This window comes from Pseudomonas sp. Sample_11, assembly GCF_004307505.1.
GTDB lineage: Bacteria > Pseudomonadota > Gammaproteobacteria > Pseudomonadales > Pseudomonadaceae > Aquipseudomonas > Aquipseudomonas atacamensis.
This window is the reverse complement of sequence record NZ_RCOD01000102.1, coordinates 1-20,804: the sequence shown is the minus strand read 5'-3', so window position 1 is coordinate 20,804 and position 20,804 is coordinate 1. Positions and strand designations below refer to the sequence as shown.

The following is a 20,804-nucleotide window of genomic DNA, read 5'->3' as shown; positions in this document are numbered from 1 at the left end:
CCCCTCCGCTCACTTCACCTTGCCTTTCTCGGCTGTACCTATCGGCTGTTTGCTTGCGTTCGCCTGCGAGAAGTGGTTCTGCAAATTAACCGGTTCTTGCTCACACCTTCACGTATGTCGATCACTTCATCAACCCGTCTTCATTGTCGAACTCGCACATTTCGTTTTTTTCGTAAGCGCTGGCTGGGCAAGCATTCCCCAACCAACTCAGCCCGCAATGCCTGTGCAATCCCATAAAGGGTTGAACGGTCGACCATCATCGATGGCTAGGGAACTGTGTTAGAGCTGTCACCGCCCCGCTGAAAAATTTCCGGTGCACTTCGATAACCGGCGGGGTTTCCAGTTGGAAAGTAATCTGGTGGTTTTGTCGGAGGTGCTTAACCAAGAGCGTAGTGGGCAGGCGACGGGGGACGTAATCTGAAAATAACCTTTTTGCTCCTGGCTTTAGATCTCCGGCTCAGCACAGCAGGTCTAGAGCACTCCCCCCCTTACGGCACAGTTGAGCGCCAGAGAATCAACCGATGCTTGAGCGAGTATCGCGAAGCTGACCGCAAAATTACGCCGGCCTTGGGTATGCCTACGGAGCTTACGAAAAGAAGTGAGCATTTCCGCCCATCGAAACGAGCACTGATCGCGCCTTATATATAGAGGGATTTTGTGAAAGGGTTCGTTTGCGCAAAAAAGATGTACAACCAGAAATCAGTGACAAAGGGTCAACGCCAGCGGATTGTCGGCTTTCTCACTTTCGTTACACAGGGTTATCCACAGGCAGTACGTTGCAACGACCACCTAAAACACACTATCTTGTGGTCGCCTCCCTACGAAACCCTACATGCTGGGGTTTACGCCTCCTCTGACTCTCATTTTGTGAGAAAGCTCTTTTATCGGAGGGAAGTTGCTCGACTCAACAAAGCAACGAATGGCGTCAATAAAGGCCCACTGAGGCCCTCGAAAGGCCCTCAGAGGCGTTTTGACATAGTTATTAGGGGTCGGTGGGCGGCAAATAAAAAAAGATGCGGAGAATGCCCCGCAGGGGCTTGCACTAAAATCTTGAATTCGACTAAGATGAGCCAACGCAAAAACCGCCCATGAGGGCGGTTCCGTTGAAGATGTTCACGAGCAGTTATGTCACGTTTTCTGAGGACAGACGTAACTGCTCGCCCTCTTCCACATGCGTTAGCACGGTCAAGAGAAGGACGCCATTAAAAGCCAATTGATGCAATTGCGTCAATCGGTGATTGATCGGCGGTCGTCTCCAGACAAGTGCGACTTAACTTAACGTACTGGAGACTGCCCTAATGGACATGTCGATTGGCTTCACCCGCAACACGACCGTCGGCGCTAAAACTGTGCCGGTTCGTCAATATCGCCGGTTTCGCTTCGGCGAATGGGAGGATGTGTGCCATCACCACCGTAGCCCACCACGCTAACGGTTAGCGACAAGCCACCAAGCTTTTGCTGATTTGGTGGCCCTACCCGCACAATATTTCTAGAACCGATCCCCCGCCAAAATTCACTGAGCACTCTCGCTCAGCTTCTGTGTTTCTGCCTGAAAAACAAGATCGGCTCGGTCTTGCCCGCGCTGCTTAACAGCTTGCGATAGGGGCTCATCCAAACGCTGGAAAAGTAGAAATAACCCGACGCCCTTTAGCGCTCTCAGACGCTGTCAGAGGTGAACAACATCAGAGACAATTCACGGCTAGAGAATCAACAAAGCCCGCTCAAGGCAGGCTGATGGACAGTCTCAGCAAGGCTAGTTCTTCATGGCACGTTGCACGCTGCTCAGGCTTACGCCAAGGGCCTTAGCCACCTTGCGAAATGATGCGCCCTCCTCTTCCATTGCCTTGCGAATGGCTCCGTCATCCACCGTCTTAACGCGTCCTTTGTAAACACCTGCTGCCTTGGCCTTCTGGATGCCTTCTGCCTGACGCTCACGGATCAATGCACGCTCGAACTGAGCAACACTACCCAATAGACCGAGCATCAGCTCTTGCATGGGATTGGCCTCACCAGTGAAGTGAAGCTGTTCCTTATGGAATGAGACCGCCACGCCCTTGGCAATCATCCCTTTGACCATTGAGAGCAGGTCTTCGAGTGATCGAGCCAGACGATCGATGCTGTGCACGTGGAGAACATCGCCTTTACGGATGTGGCGAAGCATCGCCTGTAACTCAGGTCGGTCTGTTGTGGCGCCTGAGACTCTATCTGTGAACACCTCATCCAGTGCAACGCCGTCTAATTGGCGCCCAGTGTTCTGATCGACCGATGAAACCCTGATGTAACCGATGCTTGCCATAATGTGCACCCCCGTATTCATTTACCTCTAGAGTCTAGGAGTATAAATGTACTCATTACCCAATATCAACCCTAATGAATACAGAATCCGTATTCACCGACAAGTGGTCGCAAGGGTATACCCATAAGAGTACGCCCTAATCACAACAGCGTAACGCCCCCCAATGGATAGGGATTAAGTGCGCCCGTTTAGGCAGAAGCGTCTTTTCGCGTCGAGCTACTTTGATTGCATCTGATCAAATTTGCTCAAGAACTTACTTACATCCTGAGTTTTTCTTTGTTTCTCAGACTCTAATATTTTCTGATCAAGAATGAGTTCAATGCTAATTTTCAGCAACGGAAAAAACTCTAGACAGTCAGCCTCTGAAAGTTCATGGACTCCACTGCTCATCACGCTGTAAATCTTGTGATGATCAACCAGAAAGCTTGGTAGATGATCCTTTAATAGCTTCACTCGGTCTTGCATTCGGCCGTTATTGTAAGCCACCTCATCCCACTCGGGCTCCTTCGAAGCAATTACCTGTGCTTCCTTTATCAACGACTCAAAAATTCGCCTCAGATAAACCAAGGAGCCGGCACCTATTCCGTGGGCTGCAAGGCCAATTGCTTTAGTGAATCCTTTAAATTCTTCAGCCCCTAAAACTTTAGAATATTTTTTGACATCGAACAAGTTGGATTCGGCAGTAGACGGGTACTGCCCAATCTTCTGTATGCCAGAATCCTGGCTTGCCCTAAAAGTGTAAATACTCACATGATTTTTATTTCTTGAGCAATTAGAATATATATTAAAAAAAAGATCTCCATACCAGTTTTCATCATGAATCCAAGGGGCTTTGATGCTGCTCTTGCAATTGGAAACCGTATGTGACTTACACTGGGGACAGTACGCATCCAAATGCCCTGCGTACAGCAGCAGAGCGGACACATTCTCAATATTATCCTTACTTACTTCAAATTCCTTATACAAAGGAACTTTGAGACAAAACTCCTCGGGCGAGGGAAAGCCAGCCATTTCGCTACTCCATGCACAATTAAACTAAAAAACCACAGTTAACTTTCATTTTACTACATTAAAATCATGTAAGCACAAATGATATTAATTTAAAATATAACCGATTTACCCCCCATCAGACAGCTTCTATAAATCGTGAGGCTTGGCTTTCTCGATAACGATTGCCTGCTGGGACAGCCTTTCAGTTGACAGACGCCACTCGGGGACATTCATCCTTTGCAGGGGGCGTTTTGTTCGAGACCTCCCTCAGGTTTGATGATCGAGATGACTGCCGCCGGAGCCTAGTGCGGTGATAGAGCTATTGCCGGAGCTTGAGAATCCCTGCGGTGATGGCTGATGCGTTCGCATCGAGAGTCTGCAATGCGGTGAGGGCGTTCTCATGGGCTTCGCTTGAGCCACTGGCTTTAGCCCACAAAGCCACTTCTTCGATCGCTGATGCAAGCGCGTGCTGGTTGTGCAGCAGGAGAGTTAGAACGTCCGCTGTGGCTATATGGGCTTCTGTGATGTCTGGCACGACTCATTTCCTTGAGTTTGTGTGTAGAAGTCGTCAGAGCCCTTGTAGCAGCTCTGACAAGGTCATTCCCAGTCCATCCGCAAGCACCTTGGCCGCGTCTAGGCTGGGGTTGGCTGTGCCCGTCTCAATTCGTGACATATACGTTCGAACGAACCCGCACCGATCAGCAAAAGCCTCCTGACTGAAGCCCTGATTAGTGCGTAGCTCTCGTATTCGCTGGCCGAAGCCCTTTCTCAGATTCTGGTTTGGTTGCATCCCAGAATGATGGTCGCATGCACCCCAATCGTGAACACACCAAATGATGACACACCAATTGATACATTGGTATTCTTGTCGCTCACCCAGAGAACACCTGACAGGGATGACCAATGAACGAGAAATTGTTTGTACTGACTACCCAGAAGAAGAAAACCAATCACATTCTGCACGTCATCATGACCGTTCTGACTGGAGGGCTTTGGTTGATCGTGTGGGGAATCACCATGCGGAGCAATGACAGGCACAACAGAAAGATTGACTGGCAAATCAGTCAGATCATGGAGAGCAAGGTACAAAGTGGGAAACAACACAGTTGGGTTGAAACTGATCTAACATCCAAATGGTAGTCCTGATCAGTAGCGGATTCATCTAAGCGACGCATCGAGGATTTCAACTACTGTGACTCTGTCTGTGTGCTTGCACCGAAAACGAGAGTTTTCAACGGGACTCAGCCATGGCGTTACCGCAGACAATCCTTTGATGTACTTCAGTAACAAACGAAAGCCATACAAATCCAGCTCTTCGCTTGTGATTTTGATCATGCTCTTGTCTGTTGGTGCAAAATCGAATCGGGACGTATTCGGTAGTATTCCCGTCAGCGTTCGCTGAAAGTTATCGCACGTTACCTTCGGTGGAGCAGATCAAGAGCTTGGGTGTGTGTTGATCCTTTTATTTTACTGGTGTACTGATCCGAAATCGGAACGTTACAAGGATTATCCTGACTCAGGCCGCACATAAAATGGTATTCCGCCCAATGCTTCAATGATACATGCGGCCGAATTAGCCCCCCCTTCCTTGGGACAGGCCAATTATGCGGCCTGCAACTCATCCTGAACGGTTTTGATCTCGTCACGCCACTTCCTGATGGTCTTTGCCGATACTCCGGCGCATCGTTCAATTGTCTTGACTGCCACACCTTGTGCCAGCATCTTCAATACGTCGAGCTTCTTCGGGTGCTGATGCCGGTTCTGTGGCTCATGACGAACCGGCAAGGCTACGACATTAACGAGAGCTGGCTGTATCGGATATTCCGATTCGTACTCTTCTTCAGTCTTGAATTCGGTGAAGGTACGCAAATCATTTTGCAGCTTGGCCAGTTCCTCGGCACTTGGTTTGCACAAATCATCCCGATCATCCCACTCACATGCTTTTGGCTCAGGATCGATACCATCCATCTCGTTGATCAAGGATCGCGGACGGCTTTCCATCATCCATGGAACGATCATTTCGATTGCTTTGACGTAACGTCTTGCGTGCCTCTCCCCAAGTTGTAGCAACTCCTGTACTGCTTCGTTTGTCACGACCGGGAGGCTTTCCAGAGTTACGGCAAGGTTACGTACAGACAGCGGCATAGACTTCCCCCCAATACCAATGGGGCGATCATGCCAGTCAAGTCGAGCGATGCCTTCGATGATGTCCAGTGCAAACACTGGGTAACGCCCCCAGTACGTTGTACAGCCGATGAACCCATAAAACGGATTCTCAATCACCTTGGGCTTTGGTCCTCGCGTGCTCTTCGGCTTTCGAGGAAGCTTGGTTTTGGTTTTCGGTGCATTGTCTGCCAGCCACCGATCGGCGTTAGCGGCGATATGTGCATTCAATGCTTCCAATTCTGCTGGAGAGAGTAGGTCGGAAGTGGAGAGGGATTTATTGGTGGCGGCTGTATCGGTGGGCGATTTAGAGGCGAGCGAGTGCTGCATGGATGGTTCTCCTGTATTCAAGTTCATTTCATAGGCTTGTGCCTCGATGGGTATGGTTGCCGCAGGCCAAAGCCTGCGGTGGTACTTGGGTGGTGCGTAATTCAGTCCCGGATGTGTCGGGAGCAGTTTCGTAGTCGGAGGATAACGCGTGCGTCGAGCTTTGATTCGTAGATATCTGCCAACTGATTGCAGTACGCCCGGTGGGCCGACTGGTACGCTCTGAAGGCTTCCGTGATGTCATCGAATATTCCCAGTACATCAGCCTTGCCGAACCTCGAAAGTACAGAAACAAAACCGACTCCACCTGACGCAACTGACACTCCGATAGGCAGAACCCCTCGACGACTTCGGGTGTCCCTGAAAATCTGATTGATCACCTTCGGAACTACCGAGCAATGCTCTGGTGAGTACACGCAGTTCAGTTGGTCCAGAATATCTTTGTCCAGCTCTGCGTCCGGTTCGAAGGCGTATGGCTGCACGGAATACCACGCGGCGAACTCCTGATAGTCCCACCATTTTCTACAGACGCTGCAACCTTCATAGGCGGAGCTCTTCTTCGGGTCGTAAGCTCGTCGCATCATGTTGTGCCAAGTTTTGTATGGCGTTCCCTTCCCTGACTTGAAGAAGGGCATCCCCAACGCCCTACGACGTCGCCCAGAATTGTAGCAAACGCCGTAGGTCAGCGACCCGCCCGGGGGAGGGGGAAATAGCGGCAGCTCTTCCCCAAGGCTGTAATCGAGGTGAAGCCCTGCTACGTAAGAATCTACGTGGATAGTCCTGGTGATGTCAGTGATGCTGTGTTGCTCCATGTTGTTACCTCCGTTCAGTTGGAAAAAATGGGCGAAAAAAAACCGACACATTGGTCGGCATCGGGCTCGTCATTCTTCTCTATACGGAGGAGCAGGAACTCAGCTATTCGATTTCGTCGACCTCAATGTTGGTGGTGCTTCTACTGCGTTTGTCATGGGGCTTCTCATGATCTGCTGTGACCGTCGGTGGTGGTCAGCCAAAGTTCAGGCGTTAAAAAACCTCCTGCGATTTCTGGGCGATTTGTCCGCACCGTGGTCGCGTAGAGGCTTCTAAGTTGTCTGTCTACCTACTGGGTAGACCGCGCATTCTACAGATTTTCTGCCGTTTGTCAATCCTCTATTGACAGGCGTGTTTTTTGCAAAAAACTGATTCCGTGGTGCGGAGTACGCGCTTTGCTTGGTGCAGAGGCTCGTCCAGTCCCGTAAACACGGGATGAAACTGATGTTGGTGGTTGAAGTGTGGCGAAAGTACGTCGCGCTTTTAACGAGTTTTGGAGGGTTTTGAGGGGGTTTTCGAGGCCCCCATCCCTGCCCTAGCATCCATTTCACTTTGGTGTTTCGTACAAGCGGCTCAGGTCTTCGAAATCCGCCTCATCCCACGTCGATTCCCCCGCCAATTCATCAAACGGCTCCCAGTACGGGTAATCTTCCTCTGGCCCTTTCTGGATTAACATGAGCTTGTCACCCTGCATCAGCCTGTATCGGTTTTCCTTTCGATCAACACCAGCGTACCGATATGCACCAGAGCCCGAAACGAGGCGACCGTCAGGATGAATCGTGATTGTGTAACCGACGCTACGGAGCATAGCGGAGAGACGCTGAGGATCGTTTCGCTCAAGCTCCCACACTTTGCCCTGCTCGATCCATCCTTTGGCTGACGGAACTACAGTGGCTTTGAGCAGTGCTAATTCTCGCTCGGTGGCTTCCCGTTCTCCCTGCAGTTGCTGGAGCTGGGACAACACTTCAGGAATGGCACCTACAGTGAGAATTGCAGAGGATAGCTCCTGCATCTGCTTTGAGACTTCAAGTAGCTTGACCTCGGCCGCAATGATCGCCTTCTCATTCACGCCGCTGTGGCTACGATTCACAACTTCCAAGGCTGCAGTGACAGATGTGTATTTGTAAACCGCATCAATGATTTCCTTCGGAATCACTTTCTTGTTGTCGCAACCTTTGAGCTCCTGCCTCTTCCTGCACCTCATGGAAACCTGAACACCTCCGATGGTGCGCATGATGAAATTGTGGCCGCAGCATCCACACTTCACCAACCCCACAAGAAAATGAGCGGCTGTCTTTGTCCTTGGGGTCGTCTTGCGTTTCTCGCCCTCAATCTGTGCGAGCTGAAACAGCGAGATGTCTACGATTGGCTCGTACACGTGAGACCCGTTCCAGCGCCCTATCGCAGCCTCATTGCGAAGCCAGCCCTCGACACCTGGCCCAGACGTTTTAGCTAGTGCAGCGATACCAGACTCACGCATCCGTTTCGCGATGACAGCCTTACCAAGCCCTGACGCATACAACTCAAAGGCCTGTTTCACCTGATCTGCAATCTCTTGGATCACGACACCATGTGAAGTAAGCCATACGGGCGTAATACGTTTGGGCGTCTTGCCCTCGGCCGCAAGCTTACGGCGAGAGTCATAGGAGGCCGTAAGACGACGACTCAAGTTATCGCTGTACTGGCGGGCTGCTTGGATTTTACCCAACAGAATATAGATGGAGCCGCCGTCCAAGCTCTGGCGTGTGTAAACAACGTTATCGTCAAGGGTAATGATGGAAACGCCAGCGTCCAGAATCGGTGCGATCACTCTTGTAAGCATATCCAGAGTGTCTAGACGTCCCGCCCTATCGATCGACTCAACTAAGACAGCATCCCCCGTTTGAATCACACCAGCCTTTACAGCGGCCAGCAACTCAGCAAAGCCACCGCCATCCTTGATGTGATCTCCCTTCCACCCGCTCCTGCCCAAATCTTGGAACGTCAGGTTACCTAGAGCGTACTCAGGGTGCCGAAGAATCCAGCTACCAACCATCGCCTGCTGACGCTCAAGGCTTGAACCCTTCTTTTGAATGGCACTCGAGAATCGTGCGTAGCTAAATGCTGTAGGCATGGCGCCCTCTAGCTGATTTTCGTGCGTCTAAGTATACATATGAAAGTTTTACAAAAAGCGTCTGATGCAAAAACTCAAAGCCAGATCCCTTGTAGAACTTATCGAGATGGCCAAACGTAACGCACTCGTGTGAGACTCCGCATGCCCAGCCGTGTAAAGGACTACCTGATTGCCTTGAGCGCTGTTCTGTACCTGAGCGCCAATGCCCTCGCCGCGCCAAGCGCTTCACCGGACTATGCATTGCTCAGCCGCTCGGCCACCGAGGCCGTGCAAACTGTCCTGCAGCCGTCACAACGGCAATGGCTGCAGACTCGCAGCGAACTGAAACTGGGTACCTCCGCACCTGATTACCCGCCATTCGACATGACCGTCAGTGGCCAGGACTACGAGGGACTGACCGCCGATTACGCAGGGATTCTCGGTCAGGCCACCGGTTTGCCGATTCGCGTGCAACGCTTTCCCTCGCGCGAGGCTGCAATTCGCGCCTTGATCGATGGCCAGATCGACCTGCTTGGCACAGCCAACGGCTACGAAGCAGGCAATGCCAACCTCGCGCTTTCCAGACCCTATGCGGTCGATCAGCCGGTACTGGTAACCCGCGAGGACGAAACCCGCTCGCTGACCGAAGGCCTCGCCGGCCTGCGCCTGAGCATGGTGTATCACTACCTGCCGGTGCCCGAGATCAAAGCGCTGTATCCCAAAGCGCTGATCACCTGCTATCCGTCCTACCAGAACGCAATCAACGCGGTGGCCTTCGACCAGGCCGATGTGTTTCTCGGCGACACCCTCTCCACCCATTACATGATCAACAAGGGCTATCTCAACAATGTCCGTATGGCCAACTTCGGCAAGCAGGAAGCCCATGGCTTCAGCTTCGCCGTGCGGCGCAGCAATCCGCAACTGCTGGGCATCATCGACACGGTGCTCGCAGCGATCCCGAGCAGTCAGCGCGACGACATCGCCAAGCGCTGGAGCGCCGGCAGCGACCTGCTGCTCACTGACAGAAAACTGCAGCTGACAGATCGTGAGGAAAAGTGGCTCAAGCAGCATCCCGTCGTCAGCGTGGTGGTCAATGAAGCTTACGCACCGTTGACCTTCTTCGACAGCGCCGGCAATTTCCGCGGCATCAGCGCCGACCTGCTCGAGCTGATCCGCTTGCGTACCGGCCTGCGTTTCGAGGTTCAGCGCAGCCGCAACGATGCGGAAATGATCAGGCAGATCGACAACCACAAAGCCGATCTGATTGCCGCCCTGCTGCCCAGCGCCGAACGTGAAAAAAACCTGAGCTTCAGTCGCCCGTATCTGGAAAATTCCTACGTGCTGCTGACCCGCAAAAGCGCCGACAGCCCGACCAATCTGGGCCAACTCAAAGGCAAGCGTCTGGCGATCGCCCAAGGCAATCCGCTGGTCGCCTACTTGCATGAGAATTTCCCGGGCATCGAACTGATCGAAACCCCCGACACGTTCAGCGCCGTGTCGATGCTCGCCGAGAACCATGTCGACGGTGCGGTGAACTCGCTGGTGATCGCCAACTATTTCATCTCCTCGCGCATATTCGATCGGCCACTGCAAATCACCACCACGATCGGCACCAGTCAGGCAGCCTTCTCGCTGGCGACCGCACGTGACAACACCGAACTGGCCTCGATCATCAACAAGGCGCTGCTGAGCATCGCTCCCGAGGAGCTCGGCGTGATCAACGGCCGCTGGCGCGGTTACTCCACGGCATCACAGAACATCTGGCAAAACTACCAGCGCCTGTTCTACCAAGTGGTCGCAGCCGCCGGCCTGATCCTGCTGCTGTTGTTGACCTGGAACGCCTACATGCGCCACCAGATCAAACAACGCCAGGCTGCCGAACGTGCACTGAACGATCAACTGGAGTTCATGCGCTCGCTGGTCAACGGCACGCCGCACCCGATCTACGTGCGAGATCGCCAGGGTCTGCTGCAAAGTTGCAACGACAGTTATCTCGAAGCGTTCAACGCCAGTCGCGAGGACATCATCGGCAAAGGCGTGATGCAGGGCACCCTGAGCAACGCTTGCGAGGCCGAGGCATTCCAGGCCGATTACCAGAGAGTCATTGCCGAAGGCATTCCGTTGATACTCGACCGGCCTCTGCACATCGGCAGCCGCCGTTTGACGATTTACCACTGGATTCTTCCCTACCGCGACTCCAGCGGTGACGTTCAAGGGATTATCGGCGGCTGGATAGACATCAGTGAACGCCGCCAATTGTTTGAAAAACTGCGTGCAGCCAAAGAACAGGCGGACGAGGCGAACCGGGCCAAAAGTACCTTCCTGGCAACCATGAGCCATGAGATCCGTACGCCAATGAACGCCGTGATCGGCATGCTCGAACTGACCCTGCGACGCATCGATCCGCAACACCCCGATCGCGCTTCGATCGACACGGCCTACCATTCGGCCAAGGATCTGCTCGGGCTGATCGGCGATATTCTCGACATTGCCCGCATCGAATCCGGGCGTCTGAGCCTGTCCCCGGAGTGGATCAATCTGGTCGACACAGTGACCTCCGTTGCACGCATCTTCGACGGCCTCGCGCGGCAGAAAAACCTTGCCTTGCAAGTCGTCTTCAACCCGCCGCACCCGGCTGTGGATGTGCATCTGGATCCGCTGCGCTTCAAGCAGGTGCTGTCCAACCTGGTCAGCAACGCTATCAAGTTCACCGACAGTGGCCACGTGCGGATCACCCTCGACCTGATCCCGGCAGACGCTGCTGGTCGAACATTGATGCAGCTGACCGTGCAGGACAGCGGCTCAGGCATCAGCGCCGAAGATCAACAGCGCTTGTTCGAGCCATTCTCGCAGGCGGAAAATGGCAGTCGGCAGGCAAAAAACGGTGCCGGACTGGGGCTGGTCATCAGTCGCAACCTGTGCGAAATGATGGGCGGACAACTGCAGTTGAGCAGCCAGCCCGGCATCGGCACTCAGGTGTGCATATCGCTGCCGCTGGACAGCCTGCCGGCAAAGGCGAATCCGCCGAAAAGCGAACCGTTGATCAAGCCTGCGACAACGCCGTTACATGTCCTGGTTGTCGACGACCATCCGGCCAACCGTCTGCTCATGTGTCAGCAACTGGAGTTTCTCGGACATCGCTTCAGCATTGCCGAAGATGGCTGCAGCGGCCTTGAGCGGTGGAAGGCCGATCATTTCGATCTGGTGATCGTCGACTGCAACATGCCCTTGATGAACGGCTACGAGATGACCCGTGGGATTCGCCAGCTTGAACTGCAAAACCATCGCCCGCCGTGCACCGTGCTGGGTTTCACCGCCAATGCCCAGCCCGAAGAAGTCCAGCGCTGCAAGCTCGTCGGCATGGACGACTGCCTGTTCAAACCGTTGAGTCTGACCCTGCTCGGACAGTGGATCGACGGCATCACGCCGGCATCACCGGCCTCGGTGTTCGATCTGCAAAGTCTGAGCTTGCTGACCGGCAACAACCCGGCGCAGACCCGACGCATGCTGGTGGAACTACTCAAGAGCAGCCGCCTCGACCGCGAGGAACTGCTCAGGCTGTCACCCGAGGATGATCGCGAAGCGCTGGCGGTGGTTGCGCACAAGATCAAGGGCGCAGCACGCATCGCGCAGGCCTCGCGGCTGATTGAATGTTGCGATGAGCTTGAGACCGCTTGCGAGCAAGCGCTCGCGCCACAGGAGATAGCCCGTCGCTGGGCGGCAACCAGCCAGGCGATGCTCGAACTGGCGCAGGCCCTGCAGCAGCAATTGACCCTGGCCGATCAAGGCACAGTCAGCGAGTCTTAACTATGCTTGGACGCTGAGCAGTGAGTTAAACATTCATGGAGAGTCAGCAATGCACAGCCCACTGCGCCCCGAGCAACGCCGGTTGCCGCTGCACGTGCACATCAGCGTCATGTTCACCTTTCTTTTATTGCTTACGGGCGTGGTGCTGGGCCTGTTCAATTACCACCAGACCACGCAGATCATCCTGTCGAGCAGCGAAAAGCTGTTTGACCGCATCGAGCAGGATGTACGCCTCGATCTGCAGGCAACCTATCAACCGATCCGCAACCTGCTGAGCCTGCTGGCGGACACCCCGGCGGCCCACGCGAGCGATCTGCAACAACGCCTGCCGTTGCTCAAACCCTTCAGCCAGTCGCTCACCGATAACCCGGCGCTGGCGTCGTTGTATCTGGGTTACGCCAATGGTGATTTCTTCATGGTGCGCGCGCTGCGCACGGCGGAACTCAAGGCACAGCTTCAGGCGCCGGAAGCGGCGGCCTATCAGGTCTGGAGCATCGAGCACGAGCCGCAAGGCACTGTACGCTCGCAATCACTGTTCTTTGATCAGGCGCTGACGCCGCTCAGCCGCCGCGATCATCCGGACGAGCCGTACGATCCGCGCAGCCGCACCTGGTTCAGCGACGCCCTGCAACAGGCCGGGCAAATCACCACCGAGCCCTATGTATTTTTCTCGACCCACAATGTCGGCACCACGCTGGCACGGCGCAGCGGCGAGAACGCGGTGATCGGCGCCGACCTGACCCTCGCTTCGCTGTCGACCGCCCTGGGCAAGCACCGTGTCACGCCTTCGACAGAGATCGCACTGTACGACACCGATGGCAACGCCGTGGCCTATCACGACAGCCATCGCCTGATCGTCGATGACCGCACTGCGCGTCTGGCCAGAGCGGCCGATCTCAGCCCTGAGCTGAACGCGCTGCTCAGCTCCGACACTATCGGCAAGCGTCTGCAAGTAAACGACCGGCAATGGATCGTCGCGCGCACCAGCATTGAGGAAGGCGGGCCGAAAGGTTTGCAACTGGCGTTGCTGGTGCCGGAAGACGAATTGCTGGTTGATGCGTTCCGGATGCGCTGGCAAGGCGCGCTGATCACCCTGGCCATCCTGTTGCTGTGCCTGCCATTGGGCTGGGTGATTTCGCGGATTCTGGTCAAGCCGCTGCATGCGCTGGTCAAGGAAGCCGACGCGATCCGCAGCTTCGACTTCAGTTCTCCGCTGGCGCGCCGCTCGCCCGTACTGGAAGTCGATCAATTGAGCCTGTCGATGGCGCGGATGAAAGAAACCCTCGGCAGTTTCTTCCGCATCACCGACAGCCTTTGCGCCGAAACCCGTTTTGCCCCGCTACTCGAACGCGTGCTGTTCGAAACCGTGCAGATCGCTCAGGCGCAGGCCGGTCTGATCTACCTGCGCGAGGCCGACGGCGCGCGCATGGAACCTTATGGACTGGTCATCGATGGCGTGCCGCAGAAGCTGGAGGCGTTCGACATTGAGGGACGCGAGCTGCATAAGAACACCGGCCCGGCGTGGTTCGAGCAACTGGCCAGCGCCAACAATACCGTCAGCCATCTGGGCTTCGATCAGGCCGGCGACTTGCAGAAAATCCTCTTGGCCATGGAATCACCGCGCATTCACTTGATCGGTATCCGCCTGCACAACCAGCACGACGAAACCATCGGCCTGCTGATTCTGCTGGTCAATGACAGCGGTGCGCCGGGCGATCTGGAAAAGCTGCGCCCCGATCGTATCGCCTTCTTGCAGGCGGTGTCCGGCGCGGCGGCGGTGAGCATCGAAAGTCAGCGTCTGCAAGCGCGGCAAAAACAACTGCTCGATGCCTTCATCCAACTGCTCGCCAGCGCGATCGATGCCAAGAGCCCCTACACCGGCGGCCATTGCCAGCGGGTGCCGGAATTGACGCTGATGCTCGCCCAGGCTGCTGCGGCAAGCCAGGACCCGGCGTTCAGCGCTTACCAACCGAGCGAGGATGAATGGGAGGCGTTGCACATCGCAGCGTGGCTGCACGATTGCGGCAAGGTCACGACGCCGGAATACGTAGTCGACAAGGCCACCAAACTCGAAACCATCAACGACCGCATCCACGAAATCCGCACCCGCTTCGAGGTGCTCAAGCGTGACGTGTGGATCAACTACTGGCAGACGCTGGCAAGCGGTGCAGACGAAGCGGCGCTGGCCCGCGCCCGTGATAATGAGTTGCTGATGCTCGACGAGGACTTTGCCTTTGTCGCCCGCTGCAATCTCGGTGGCGAGGCCATGGCCGAGGCCGATCTGCTGCGCCTCGAGCAAGTCGCGCAACGCAGATGGCTGCGCACACTGGATGATCGCCTCGGTGTGTCCTGGGAAGAAAACCGCCGCCAGGCAAAAACACCGGCGGCGACGCTGCCCGTCAGTGAAAGACTGCTTGCCGACAAACCCGAGCATCTGATCGAACGCGACAAGAACGAGCTGATCCCCGAGGACAACCCCTGGGGCTTCAAACTCGATGTACCCGCGTACAAGTACAACCGCGGCGAGTTGTACAACCTGAAGATCGCCCGTGGCACGCTGACCCGCGAAGAGCGCTACATCATCAACCATCACATGGTGCAGACGATCATGATGCTCAGCCACCTGCCCTTCCCCGGTCACCTGGACAGCATTGCCGAGATCGCCGGCGGCCATCATGAAAAAATGGACGGCACCGGGTATCCGAAACGGCTGAAGCGCGAGGAGATGAGCCTGCCGGCGAGGATGATGGCGATTGCCGATATTTTCGAAGCGCTGACCGCCGCCGATCGCCCTTACAAGAAAGCCAAGTCGTTGAGCGAGGCGCTGGGGATCATGGCGACCATGTGCCGTGAAGCGCACATCGATGAGCCGCTGTTCGGCCTGTTCATCAATGAGGGTGTGTACATGCAGTACGCGACGCGGTTTCTTGATCCCGCGCAAATCGACAGCGTGGAGACGGCCAGCCTGTTGCACAAGGCTGGCCTCAGCGGTTGATCAGCAGTCGGTCAGGCGCAGGAAAATCGCCGCCAGTTGTTCGATGCCGGTCTGATCTTCGGCGCCGAAACGCGCCAGCTTCGGGCTGTCGAGGTCGAGCACACCGATCAGGCGTCCGTCCTTGACCAAGGGCACTACCAGTTCGCTGTTGGACGCGCTGTCGCAGGCGATGTGGCCCGGGAAGGCATGTACATCCTCGACGCGCTGGGTTTGCAGGCTGGCAGCAGCAGCGCCGCACACACCGCGCCCGAACGGGATGCGCACGCAAGCGATCTGGCCCTGAAACGGGCCGAGCACCAGCTCTTCGTTGCGATTGAGGTAGAAACCGGCCCAGTTCAGATCATCGAGCTGGTTGAACAGGAACGCGGAAAACTGCGCGGCATTGGCGATGAAGTCGCGTTCGTCCGCCAGTAGCGATTCCAGTTGCGCGGCCAACATACCGTAGCCTTCGAGGCCCTGGCCGCTTTGTTGCAAATCAATCATGCCTTGTGCTCCAGCAATTTCAGTCCCACCCAGTAGCGGGCGAATTGATACGCGCAACGTCCGTTGCGATTACCGCGGCCGGTGGCCCAGCGCACGGCGAGGATGTCCAGTGCTTCGTCGCGCTGCCAGCTCAGGTTGGCCTTGGCGGCCAACTGGCCGATCCAGTGCTCGACGACGTTGAGAAAATGTTCCTGGGTAAACGGGTAGAACGACAGCCACAGACCGAAACGATCAGACAGGGCGATCTTGTCTTCCACCGCTTCGCTCGGGTGCAACTCGCCGTCGACGCGCTTCCAGTTTTCGTTGTCGCTTTCCTTTTCCGGCACCAGGTGGCGGCGGTTGGAAGTGGCGTACAGCAAGACGTTGTCGGGTGCCTGCTCGAGCGAACCGTCGAGCACGCTTTTCAGCACGCGGTAGTCGCCTTCGCCGGATTCGAACGACAGGTCATCGCAGAACAGCACGAAACGTTGCGGCAATTTGGCGACTTGCTCGACCACCCGTGGCAGGTCAGCCAAGTGATCGCGTTCGATCTCGATCAGACGCAGGCCGGCAGCGGCGTGCTCAGCCAGCAACGCACGCACCAGCGAAGACTTGCCGGTACCGCGCGAGCCCCAGAGCAAGGCGTGGTTGGCCGGCATGCCATCAAGAAATTGTTGTGTGTTGCGCCCCAACTGCTCCAACTGCCGGTCGACGCCGATCAGGTCGGACAGACGCATGTCGAGGCTGACTTCCAGCGGCAACAGGTAGCCGCTGCGACCGTCACGCTGCCAGCGCGCTGCCAGGCATGTGTTCCAGTCAATAACGGGGCGCGGTGCCGGCAACAGTGGTTCGATTCGCGCCAGAACCGACTCGGCGCGTTCAAGAAAAGCATTCAATCGGGAATCCACGTCTTCTCCTCGGGCACTTTCACAGTGATGATGACGATCCAGCGACGACACACAGATAAAATCGCCTCAGCAAGCCTTGTTACAAGGCGATTCGGGAACCTCGGTATCCCTGCATGATCGACTATGCTTGAGCAGCGAAGGGAAACGGAAGTGGTTCAACAACCCATGGATATCAAATTCACCCACCGGCTGTCTTACAAGCAAGCCAGGCTTACCGTGCTGGTCGGGTTCATTCTGGGCACCCTGCTCAGTCTGCTGCAGATCGGCATCGATTATGCCAGCGAAGACGCTTCCATCAACCGGGAAATCCTCGCACTGCTGGAAATCAGCCACAATCCGGCCTCGCGCATCGCCTACAACATCGATGCCGAACTGGCGCAGGAGCTCACCCTCGGCCTGCTGCGCTCGCCGGCGATCATCGCCGCGCAACTGATCGACAACAACGAGACCGTCCTGGCCAACGTCAAACGCCCGGAACTGCAGAGCAGCTATCGGCTGATCAGCGACTTCCTGTTCGGCGCCAAGCGTCATTTCGAAGATCGCCTGTACCTCGACCATTTGCCCAACGAATCCCTCGGCGTCCTCAAACTGGAAGTCGACACCTACGCCTTTGGCAGCCGCTTCTTGCGCCGCGCGGAAGTCACCCTGCTCAACGGTTTCGCCCGCAGTCTGCTGCTGACCGGGATCCTCCTGGCGCTGTTCTACGTGATGCTGACCAAACCACTGGTGCGGGTCATCCGTGAGCTCAGCGGCCGCGACCCGCGCAGCGCCGAGCCGACCACGCTCGAGTGCCCGGCCGGCCACGGCAACGATGAGATCGGCGTGCTGGTCAAAGTCGCCAATCAGCAGTTCGAGAACATCGCCACCGAAATCCAGCAACGGCGCACCGCAGAAAACCGCCTGACCGAATACCTCGCGCAACTGGAAGACATCGTCTCGGCGCGCACCGCCGAACTCAAGGCAATCAACGCCCGCCTCAGTCAATCCAACGAAGAACTTGAAGCGGCACGCCGCACCGCGCTGGACATGGCCGAAGCGCGTTCGGCGTTTCTGGCCAACATGAGCCATGAAATCCGCACGCCACTCAATGGCTTGCTGGGGATGATCGCACTGTCGCTGGATGGCCCGCTCAACGCCGAGCAGCAGCAACAACTGTCGATCGCCCACGACTCGGGCAAGGTGCTGGTGGAACTGCTCAACGATATTCTCGACCTGTCGAAATTCGACGCCGGGCAACTGGAGCTGGAAAACATCCCGTTCGACCTCGGCTCGCTGATCGAGGACACCGCCAACCTGCTCTCGCAGAACGCCGCGCCGAGCGTCGAGCTGACCTGTCTGATCGAACCGCACTTCCCGGCGCTGGTGCTGGGCGACCCGACCCGGGTGCGGCAGATCGTCAGCAACCTGCTGTCCAACGCGCTGAAATTCACCCGCTTCGGTCGGGTCGATGTGCGCCTGTCGGCACACAAGGGCGGCGTGCGTATCGAAGTCTGCGACACCGGCATCGGCATCGCCCAGGAAGCGCAGGTGAAAATCTTCCAGCCTTTCACCCAGGCCGGCGCTGGTATCACCCGTCAGTACGGCGGCACCGGGCTGGGGCTCGCGCTGACTTACAACCTGTGCGAGGCGATGCAGGGTCGGCTGACCATCAGTTCCGAAAGCGGCTTCGGCAGCCAGTTCTGCGCCGAACTGCCACTGCCCTCTCACACCCGCGCGCTGCCGCCGATACCGTTACGCGGCAAGGTTCTCGCCATCACCGCTGCCAGCAGTGGTCTGGCGGAATTGCTGAAAAGCTTGTTGCCGGTGTGGGGCCTGGAATACACACAGCGCACCATCGATGATTCGCTGCTGGGCCTGAATCCGGATGTGCTGATCACCGATTGTCCGGAATGCCTGTTCGGTCTGCGCCCGAGCATCACCGCGCCGATTCTGCTGGTGACTGCTTACGGCAGTTTTCTGCCCAGCGAAGAAGCCGCCGCCCTCGCCCCCTTGCAGCAGCAAGCCCGGCCGCTGGCGCGCAACGCGCTGTACCAGCATCTGCGACGGATTCTGCAACCGGAGGTCGCCGCCCTCACCGAAGCGCAAGCGGACGCCTCGCCGTCCGCGCGCCGGGGCAAGGTGCTGCTGGTCGAGGACAACCCGGTCAATCAACTGGTGGCAAAAGGCATGCTCGGCAAGCTTGGCTGCGATGTGGTGGTGGCGGGGCATGGCGCCGAGGCGCTGGATCAGCTGGAGTTTGCCGACTTCGATCTGGTGCTGATGGATTGCAATATGCCGGTGATGGATGGCTATGAAGCCAGTCGGCAGATTCGCCAGAGCGGGCGCTGGCCGAATCTGCCGATTGTCGCGCTGACCGCCAATGCCATGTCCGAGGAACGCGAACGCTGCCGCGCAGCGGGCATGAGCGACTATCTGGCCAAACCGTTTCGCCGCGAAGAACTCGCCGCGCTGCTCGATCAATGGATGCCGACTACGCCAGCGCTTTGATTTGCCCGAGCAAGTGATCGAGGCCGGCGCGCAAATCATTGAGCCGGTCCAGATCAACGCCACTGTCGCAGAGCAGGCGCGCTTTCAGCGGACCGACCCGCTCGCGCAATGCGGCTCCGGCAGGCGTCAGGCTCAGATGCATCTCACGTTCGTCGCGCGCCGAGCGCCTGCGCTGGACCAGATCGATCTGCTCCAGACGCTTGAGCAATGGCGTCAATGTCCCCGAGTCCAGCGCCAGACGCTCGCCCAAGGCCTTGACCGTCGGTTGCTCCGGCGCAGCATCCTGCCATTCCCACAGCACCAGCATCGCCAGGTACTGCGGATACGTCAGGCCCAACTGATCGAGCATCGGCTTGTAGGCACGAATCACCGCCCGCGAGGCCGCGTACAGCTTGAAGCACAACTGGCTGTCGAGCTTCAGCGAGTCACCCGGCTGGCTCATTTCAGCAAAGCTTCGATCTCGCCGCTCAGGTCCTGCGGCTTGGTCGTCGGGGCGAAACGCTTGACCAACTGGCCATCCTTGCCGATCAGGAACTTGGTGAAGTTCCACTTGATGCCCTGCGAGCCGAGCAGGCCCGGGGCGCGCTTCTTCAACTGCACGAACAGCGGGTGAGCATCGGCGCCGTTGACGTCGATCTTCTTGAACAGCGGGAAGCTGACGCCGAAATTCAGTTCGCAGAATTCGCTGATGGCGCCCTCATTGCCCGGCTCCTGTTTGCCGAACTGGTTGCACGGGAAACCCAATACCACCAGCCCCTGGTCCTTGTAGGTCTGCCAGAGTTCTTCGAGGCCCTTGTATTGCGGAGTGAAGCCACACTTGCTCGCGGTATTGACCACCAGCACCGCTTTACCGGCGAAATCGGCCAAGGTCTTTTGCTCACCCTTGATGGTGGTGCACGGAATATTCAGCAGGTTGTCGCTCATGGGTCGGCTCCGCAATGGTCAGGAAGGCGCAAACATAACGAGCAATTGAATTGTGTGCAATCTAATTGCTTGATAAAAAGGCGACGCAATGTCGCCTGTTTTGGTTATTCGCGCGGCTCGAGATTCAGGCACACCGAGTTGATGCAATAACGCAGGCCGGTGGGTGGCGGACCATCCGGGAACACGTGGCCCAAGTGCGCATCACAGCGCGCGCATTTCACTTCGGTGCGGATCATGCCGTGGCTAGTGTCGCGGATTTCGGTCATCGCGCTATCGCCGATCGGCGCGTAAAAGCTCGGCCAGCCGCAGCCGGAGTCGAATTTGGTCTTCGAATCGAACAAAGGCTCGTTGCAGCAGACACAGTGGTAGACACCGTCGGTTTTGGTGTCGTTGTATTTGCCCGAGAACGGGCGCTCGGTGGCACTCAGACGGCAGACGTTGTACTGCTCGGGGTCGAGCATGGCACGCCATTCTTCCAAGGTTTTCTGCAACTTTTCCATCATCACACCTCAGCGGCTGAAAAAGCCCGATCTGTACCTTTTC

General features: G+C 56.6%; 15 protein-coding genes and 1 pseudogene. 4 read left to right on the top strand and 12 right to left on the bottom strand.

Annotation, left to right across the window (positions count from 1 at the left end; translation table 11 throughout):
- Nucleotides 1-1,753: 1,753 nt before the first annotated feature.
- From D8U60_RS26205 to D8U60_RS26165, 7 genes are all read right to left on the bottom strand, one after another.
- A complete protein-coding gene (locus D8U60_RS26205; RefSeq protein WP_130901306.1) occupies nucleotides 1,754-2,296 on the bottom strand; it encodes a recombinase family protein in 543 nt (180 codons plus the stop codon).
- 216 nt (nucleotides 2,297-2,512) lie between these two features.
- Nucleotides 2,513-3,307, bottom strand: a complete 795-nt coding sequence (locus D8U60_RS26200) for a short-chain dehydrogenase (protein ID WP_130901305.1) — start codon at nucleotides 3,305-3,307, stop codon at nucleotides 2,513-2,515.
- Nucleotides 3,308-3,605: 298 nt separating this feature from the next.
- The gene (locus D8U60_RS26195) at nucleotides 3,606-3,821 is read right to left on the bottom strand and encodes a hypothetical protein (protein WP_130901304.1); all 216 of its coding nucleotides are present in this window, start codon (nucleotides 3,819-3,821) and stop codon (nucleotides 3,606-3,608) included.
- A 33-nt stretch (nucleotides 3,822-3,854) separates the two neighbouring features.
- Nucleotides 3,855-4,076, bottom strand: coding sequence for a helix-turn-helix transcriptional regulator (locus D8U60_RS26190; RefSeq protein ID WP_130901303.1), 222 nt, complete (start codon nucleotides 4,074-4,076; stop codon nucleotides 3,855-3,857).
- On the bottom strand, nucleotides 4,055-4,345 hold the full coding sequence (locus D8U60_RS27740; RefSeq protein ID WP_177435496.1) for a hypothetical protein: 291 nt from the start codon (nucleotides 4,343-4,345) through the stop codon (nucleotides 4,055-4,057). Before D8U60_RS27740 ends, D8U60_RS26190 begins: the two co-directional genes overlap by 22 nt.
- Before the next feature lie 543 nt (nucleotides 4,346-4,888).
- Nucleotides 4,889-5,779, bottom strand: coding sequence for a helix-turn-helix domain-containing protein (locus D8U60_RS26180; RefSeq protein WP_130901301.1), 891 nt, complete (start codon nucleotides 5,777-5,779; stop codon nucleotides 4,889-4,891).
- 1,354 nt (nucleotides 5,780-7,133) lie between these two features.
- Nucleotides 7,134-8,699, bottom strand: coding sequence for a recombinase family protein (locus D8U60_RS26165; RefSeq protein WP_130901299.1), 1,566 nt, complete (start codon nucleotides 8,697-8,699; stop codon nucleotides 7,134-7,136).
- A gap of 49 nt (nucleotides 8,700-8,748) precedes the next feature.
- Between D8U60_RS26165 and D8U60_RS26160 the strand changes: the two are divergent.
- The 3 genes and pseudogenes from D8U60_RS26160 to D8U60_RS26150 all read left to right on the top strand — a co-directional run.
- Nucleotides 8,749-8,832 (top strand): annotated as a pseudogene (locus D8U60_RS26160) (DNA-binding response regulator); the annotation flags it as partial.
- A gap of 8 nt (nucleotides 8,833-8,840) precedes the next feature.
- Entirely contained in the window at nucleotides 8,841-12,485 is a 3,645-nt protein-coding gene (locus D8U60_RS26155; RefSeq protein ID WP_130901298.1) for a transporter substrate-binding domain-containing protein, read from the top strand.
- Nucleotides 12,486-12,534: 49 nt separating this feature from the next.
- Entirely contained in the window at nucleotides 12,535-15,480 is a 2,946-nt protein-coding gene (locus tag D8U60_RS26150) for an HD domain-containing phosphohydrolase (RefSeq protein ID WP_130901297.1), read from the top strand.
- Here the strand turns inward: D8U60_RS26150 and D8U60_RS26145 are convergent, their stop codons facing one another.
- Together D8U60_RS26145 and D8U60_RS26140 are read right to left on the bottom strand one after the other, a co-directional pair.
- Complete coding sequence (locus D8U60_RS26145; protein ID WP_130901296.1) at nucleotides 15,481-15,963, bottom strand: GAF domain-containing protein; 483 nt, start codon at nucleotides 15,961-15,963, stop codon at nucleotides 15,481-15,483.
- Entirely contained in the window at nucleotides 15,960-16,850 is an 891-nt protein-coding gene (locus D8U60_RS26140; RefSeq protein ID WP_122880976.1) for an ATP-binding protein, read from the bottom strand. The genes D8U60_RS26145 and D8U60_RS26140 overlap by 4 nt, the downstream gene beginning before the upstream one ends.
- A 165-nt stretch (nucleotides 16,851-17,015) precedes the next feature.
- Here D8U60_RS26140 and D8U60_RS26135 point away from each other — a divergent pair, with 165 nt between their 5' ends.
- Nucleotides 17,016-19,337 (top strand): response regulator, encoded by a 2,322-nt coding sequence (locus tag D8U60_RS26135; RefSeq protein ID WP_122880975.1) that lies wholly within the window; start codon nucleotides 17,016-17,018, stop codon nucleotides 19,335-19,337.
- On the opposite strand, the gene D8U60_RS26130 is transcribed toward D8U60_RS26135, so the two are convergent.
- From D8U60_RS26130 to msrB, 3 genes are all read right to left on the bottom strand, one after another.
- Nucleotides 19,321-19,779: a MarR family transcriptional regulator gene (locus tag D8U60_RS26130; RefSeq protein WP_016770853.1), complete on the bottom strand. Its 459-nt coding sequence runs from the start codon at nucleotides 19,777-19,779 to the stop codon at nucleotides 19,321-19,323. The two genes, D8U60_RS26135 and D8U60_RS26130, sit on opposite strands and share 17 nt — an antisense overlap.
- Nucleotides 19,776-20,261 carry a glutathione peroxidase gene (locus D8U60_RS26125; protein WP_016770854.1) on the bottom strand — a complete coding sequence of 162 codons (486 nt, stop codon included), beginning with the start codon at nucleotides 20,259-20,261 and terminating at the stop codon, nucleotides 19,776-19,778. Before D8U60_RS26125 ends, D8U60_RS26130 begins: the two co-directional genes overlap by 4 nt.
- A 104-nt stretch (nucleotides 20,262-20,365) precedes the next feature.
- On the bottom strand, nucleotides 20,366-20,761 hold the full coding sequence (gene msrB / locus D8U60_RS26120; RefSeq protein ID WP_122611555.1) for a peptide-methionine (R)-S-oxide reductase MsrB: 396 nt from the start codon (nucleotides 20,759-20,761) through the stop codon (nucleotides 20,366-20,368).
- Nucleotides 20,762-20,804 lie beyond the last annotated feature (43 nt).

What these genes read in the sequence shown, in the direction of transcription:
- D8U60_RS26205 (WP_130901306.1), bottom strand. Translation starts at nt 2,296, where the DNA reads ATGGCAAGCATCGGTTACATCAGGGTTTCATCGGTCGATCAGAACACT.
- D8U60_RS26200 (WP_130901305.1), bottom strand. Translation starts at nt 3,307, where the DNA reads ATGGCTGGCTTTCCCTCGCCCGAGGAGTTTTGTCTCAAAGTTCCTTTG.
- D8U60_RS26190 (WP_130901303.1), bottom strand. Translation starts at nt 4,076, where the DNA reads ATGCAACCAAACCAGAATCTGAGAAAGGGCTTCGGCCAGCGAATACGA.
- D8U60_RS26180 (WP_130901301.1), bottom strand. Translation starts at nt 5,779, where the DNA reads ATGCAGCACTCGCTCGCCTCTAAATCGCCCACCGATACAGCCGCCACC.
- D8U60_RS26165 (WP_130901299.1), bottom strand. Translation starts at nt 8,699, where the DNA reads ATGCCTACAGCATTTAGCTACGCACGATTCTCGAGTGCCATTCAAAAG.
- D8U60_RS26155 (WP_130901298.1), top strand. Translation starts at nt 8,841, where the DNA reads ATGCCCAGCCGTGTAAAGGACTACCTGATTGCCTTGAGCGCTGTTCTG.
- D8U60_RS26150 (WP_130901297.1), top strand. Translation starts at nt 12,535, where the DNA reads ATGCACAGCCCACTGCGCCCCGAGCAACGCCGGTTGCCGCTGCACGTG.
- D8U60_RS26145 (WP_130901296.1), bottom strand. Translation starts at nt 15,963, where the DNA reads ATGATTGATTTGCAACAAAGCGGCCAGGGCCTCGAAGGCTACGGTATG.
- D8U60_RS26135 (WP_122880975.1), top strand. Translation starts at nt 17,016, where the DNA reads ATGGATATCAAATTCACCCACCGGCTGTCTTACAAGCAAGCCAGGCTT.
- D8U60_RS26130 (WP_016770853.1), bottom strand. Translation starts at nt 19,779, where the DNA reads ATGAGCCAGCCGGGTGACTCGCTGAAGCTCGACAGCCAGTTGTGCTTC.
- D8U60_RS26125 (WP_016770854.1), bottom strand. Translation starts at nt 20,261, where the DNA reads ATGAGCGACAACCTGCTGAATATTCCGTGCACCACCATCAAGGGTGAG.
- msrB (WP_122611555.1), bottom strand. Translation starts at nt 20,761, where the DNA reads ATGGAAAAGTTGCAGAAAACCTTGGAAGAATGGCGTGCCATGCTCGAC.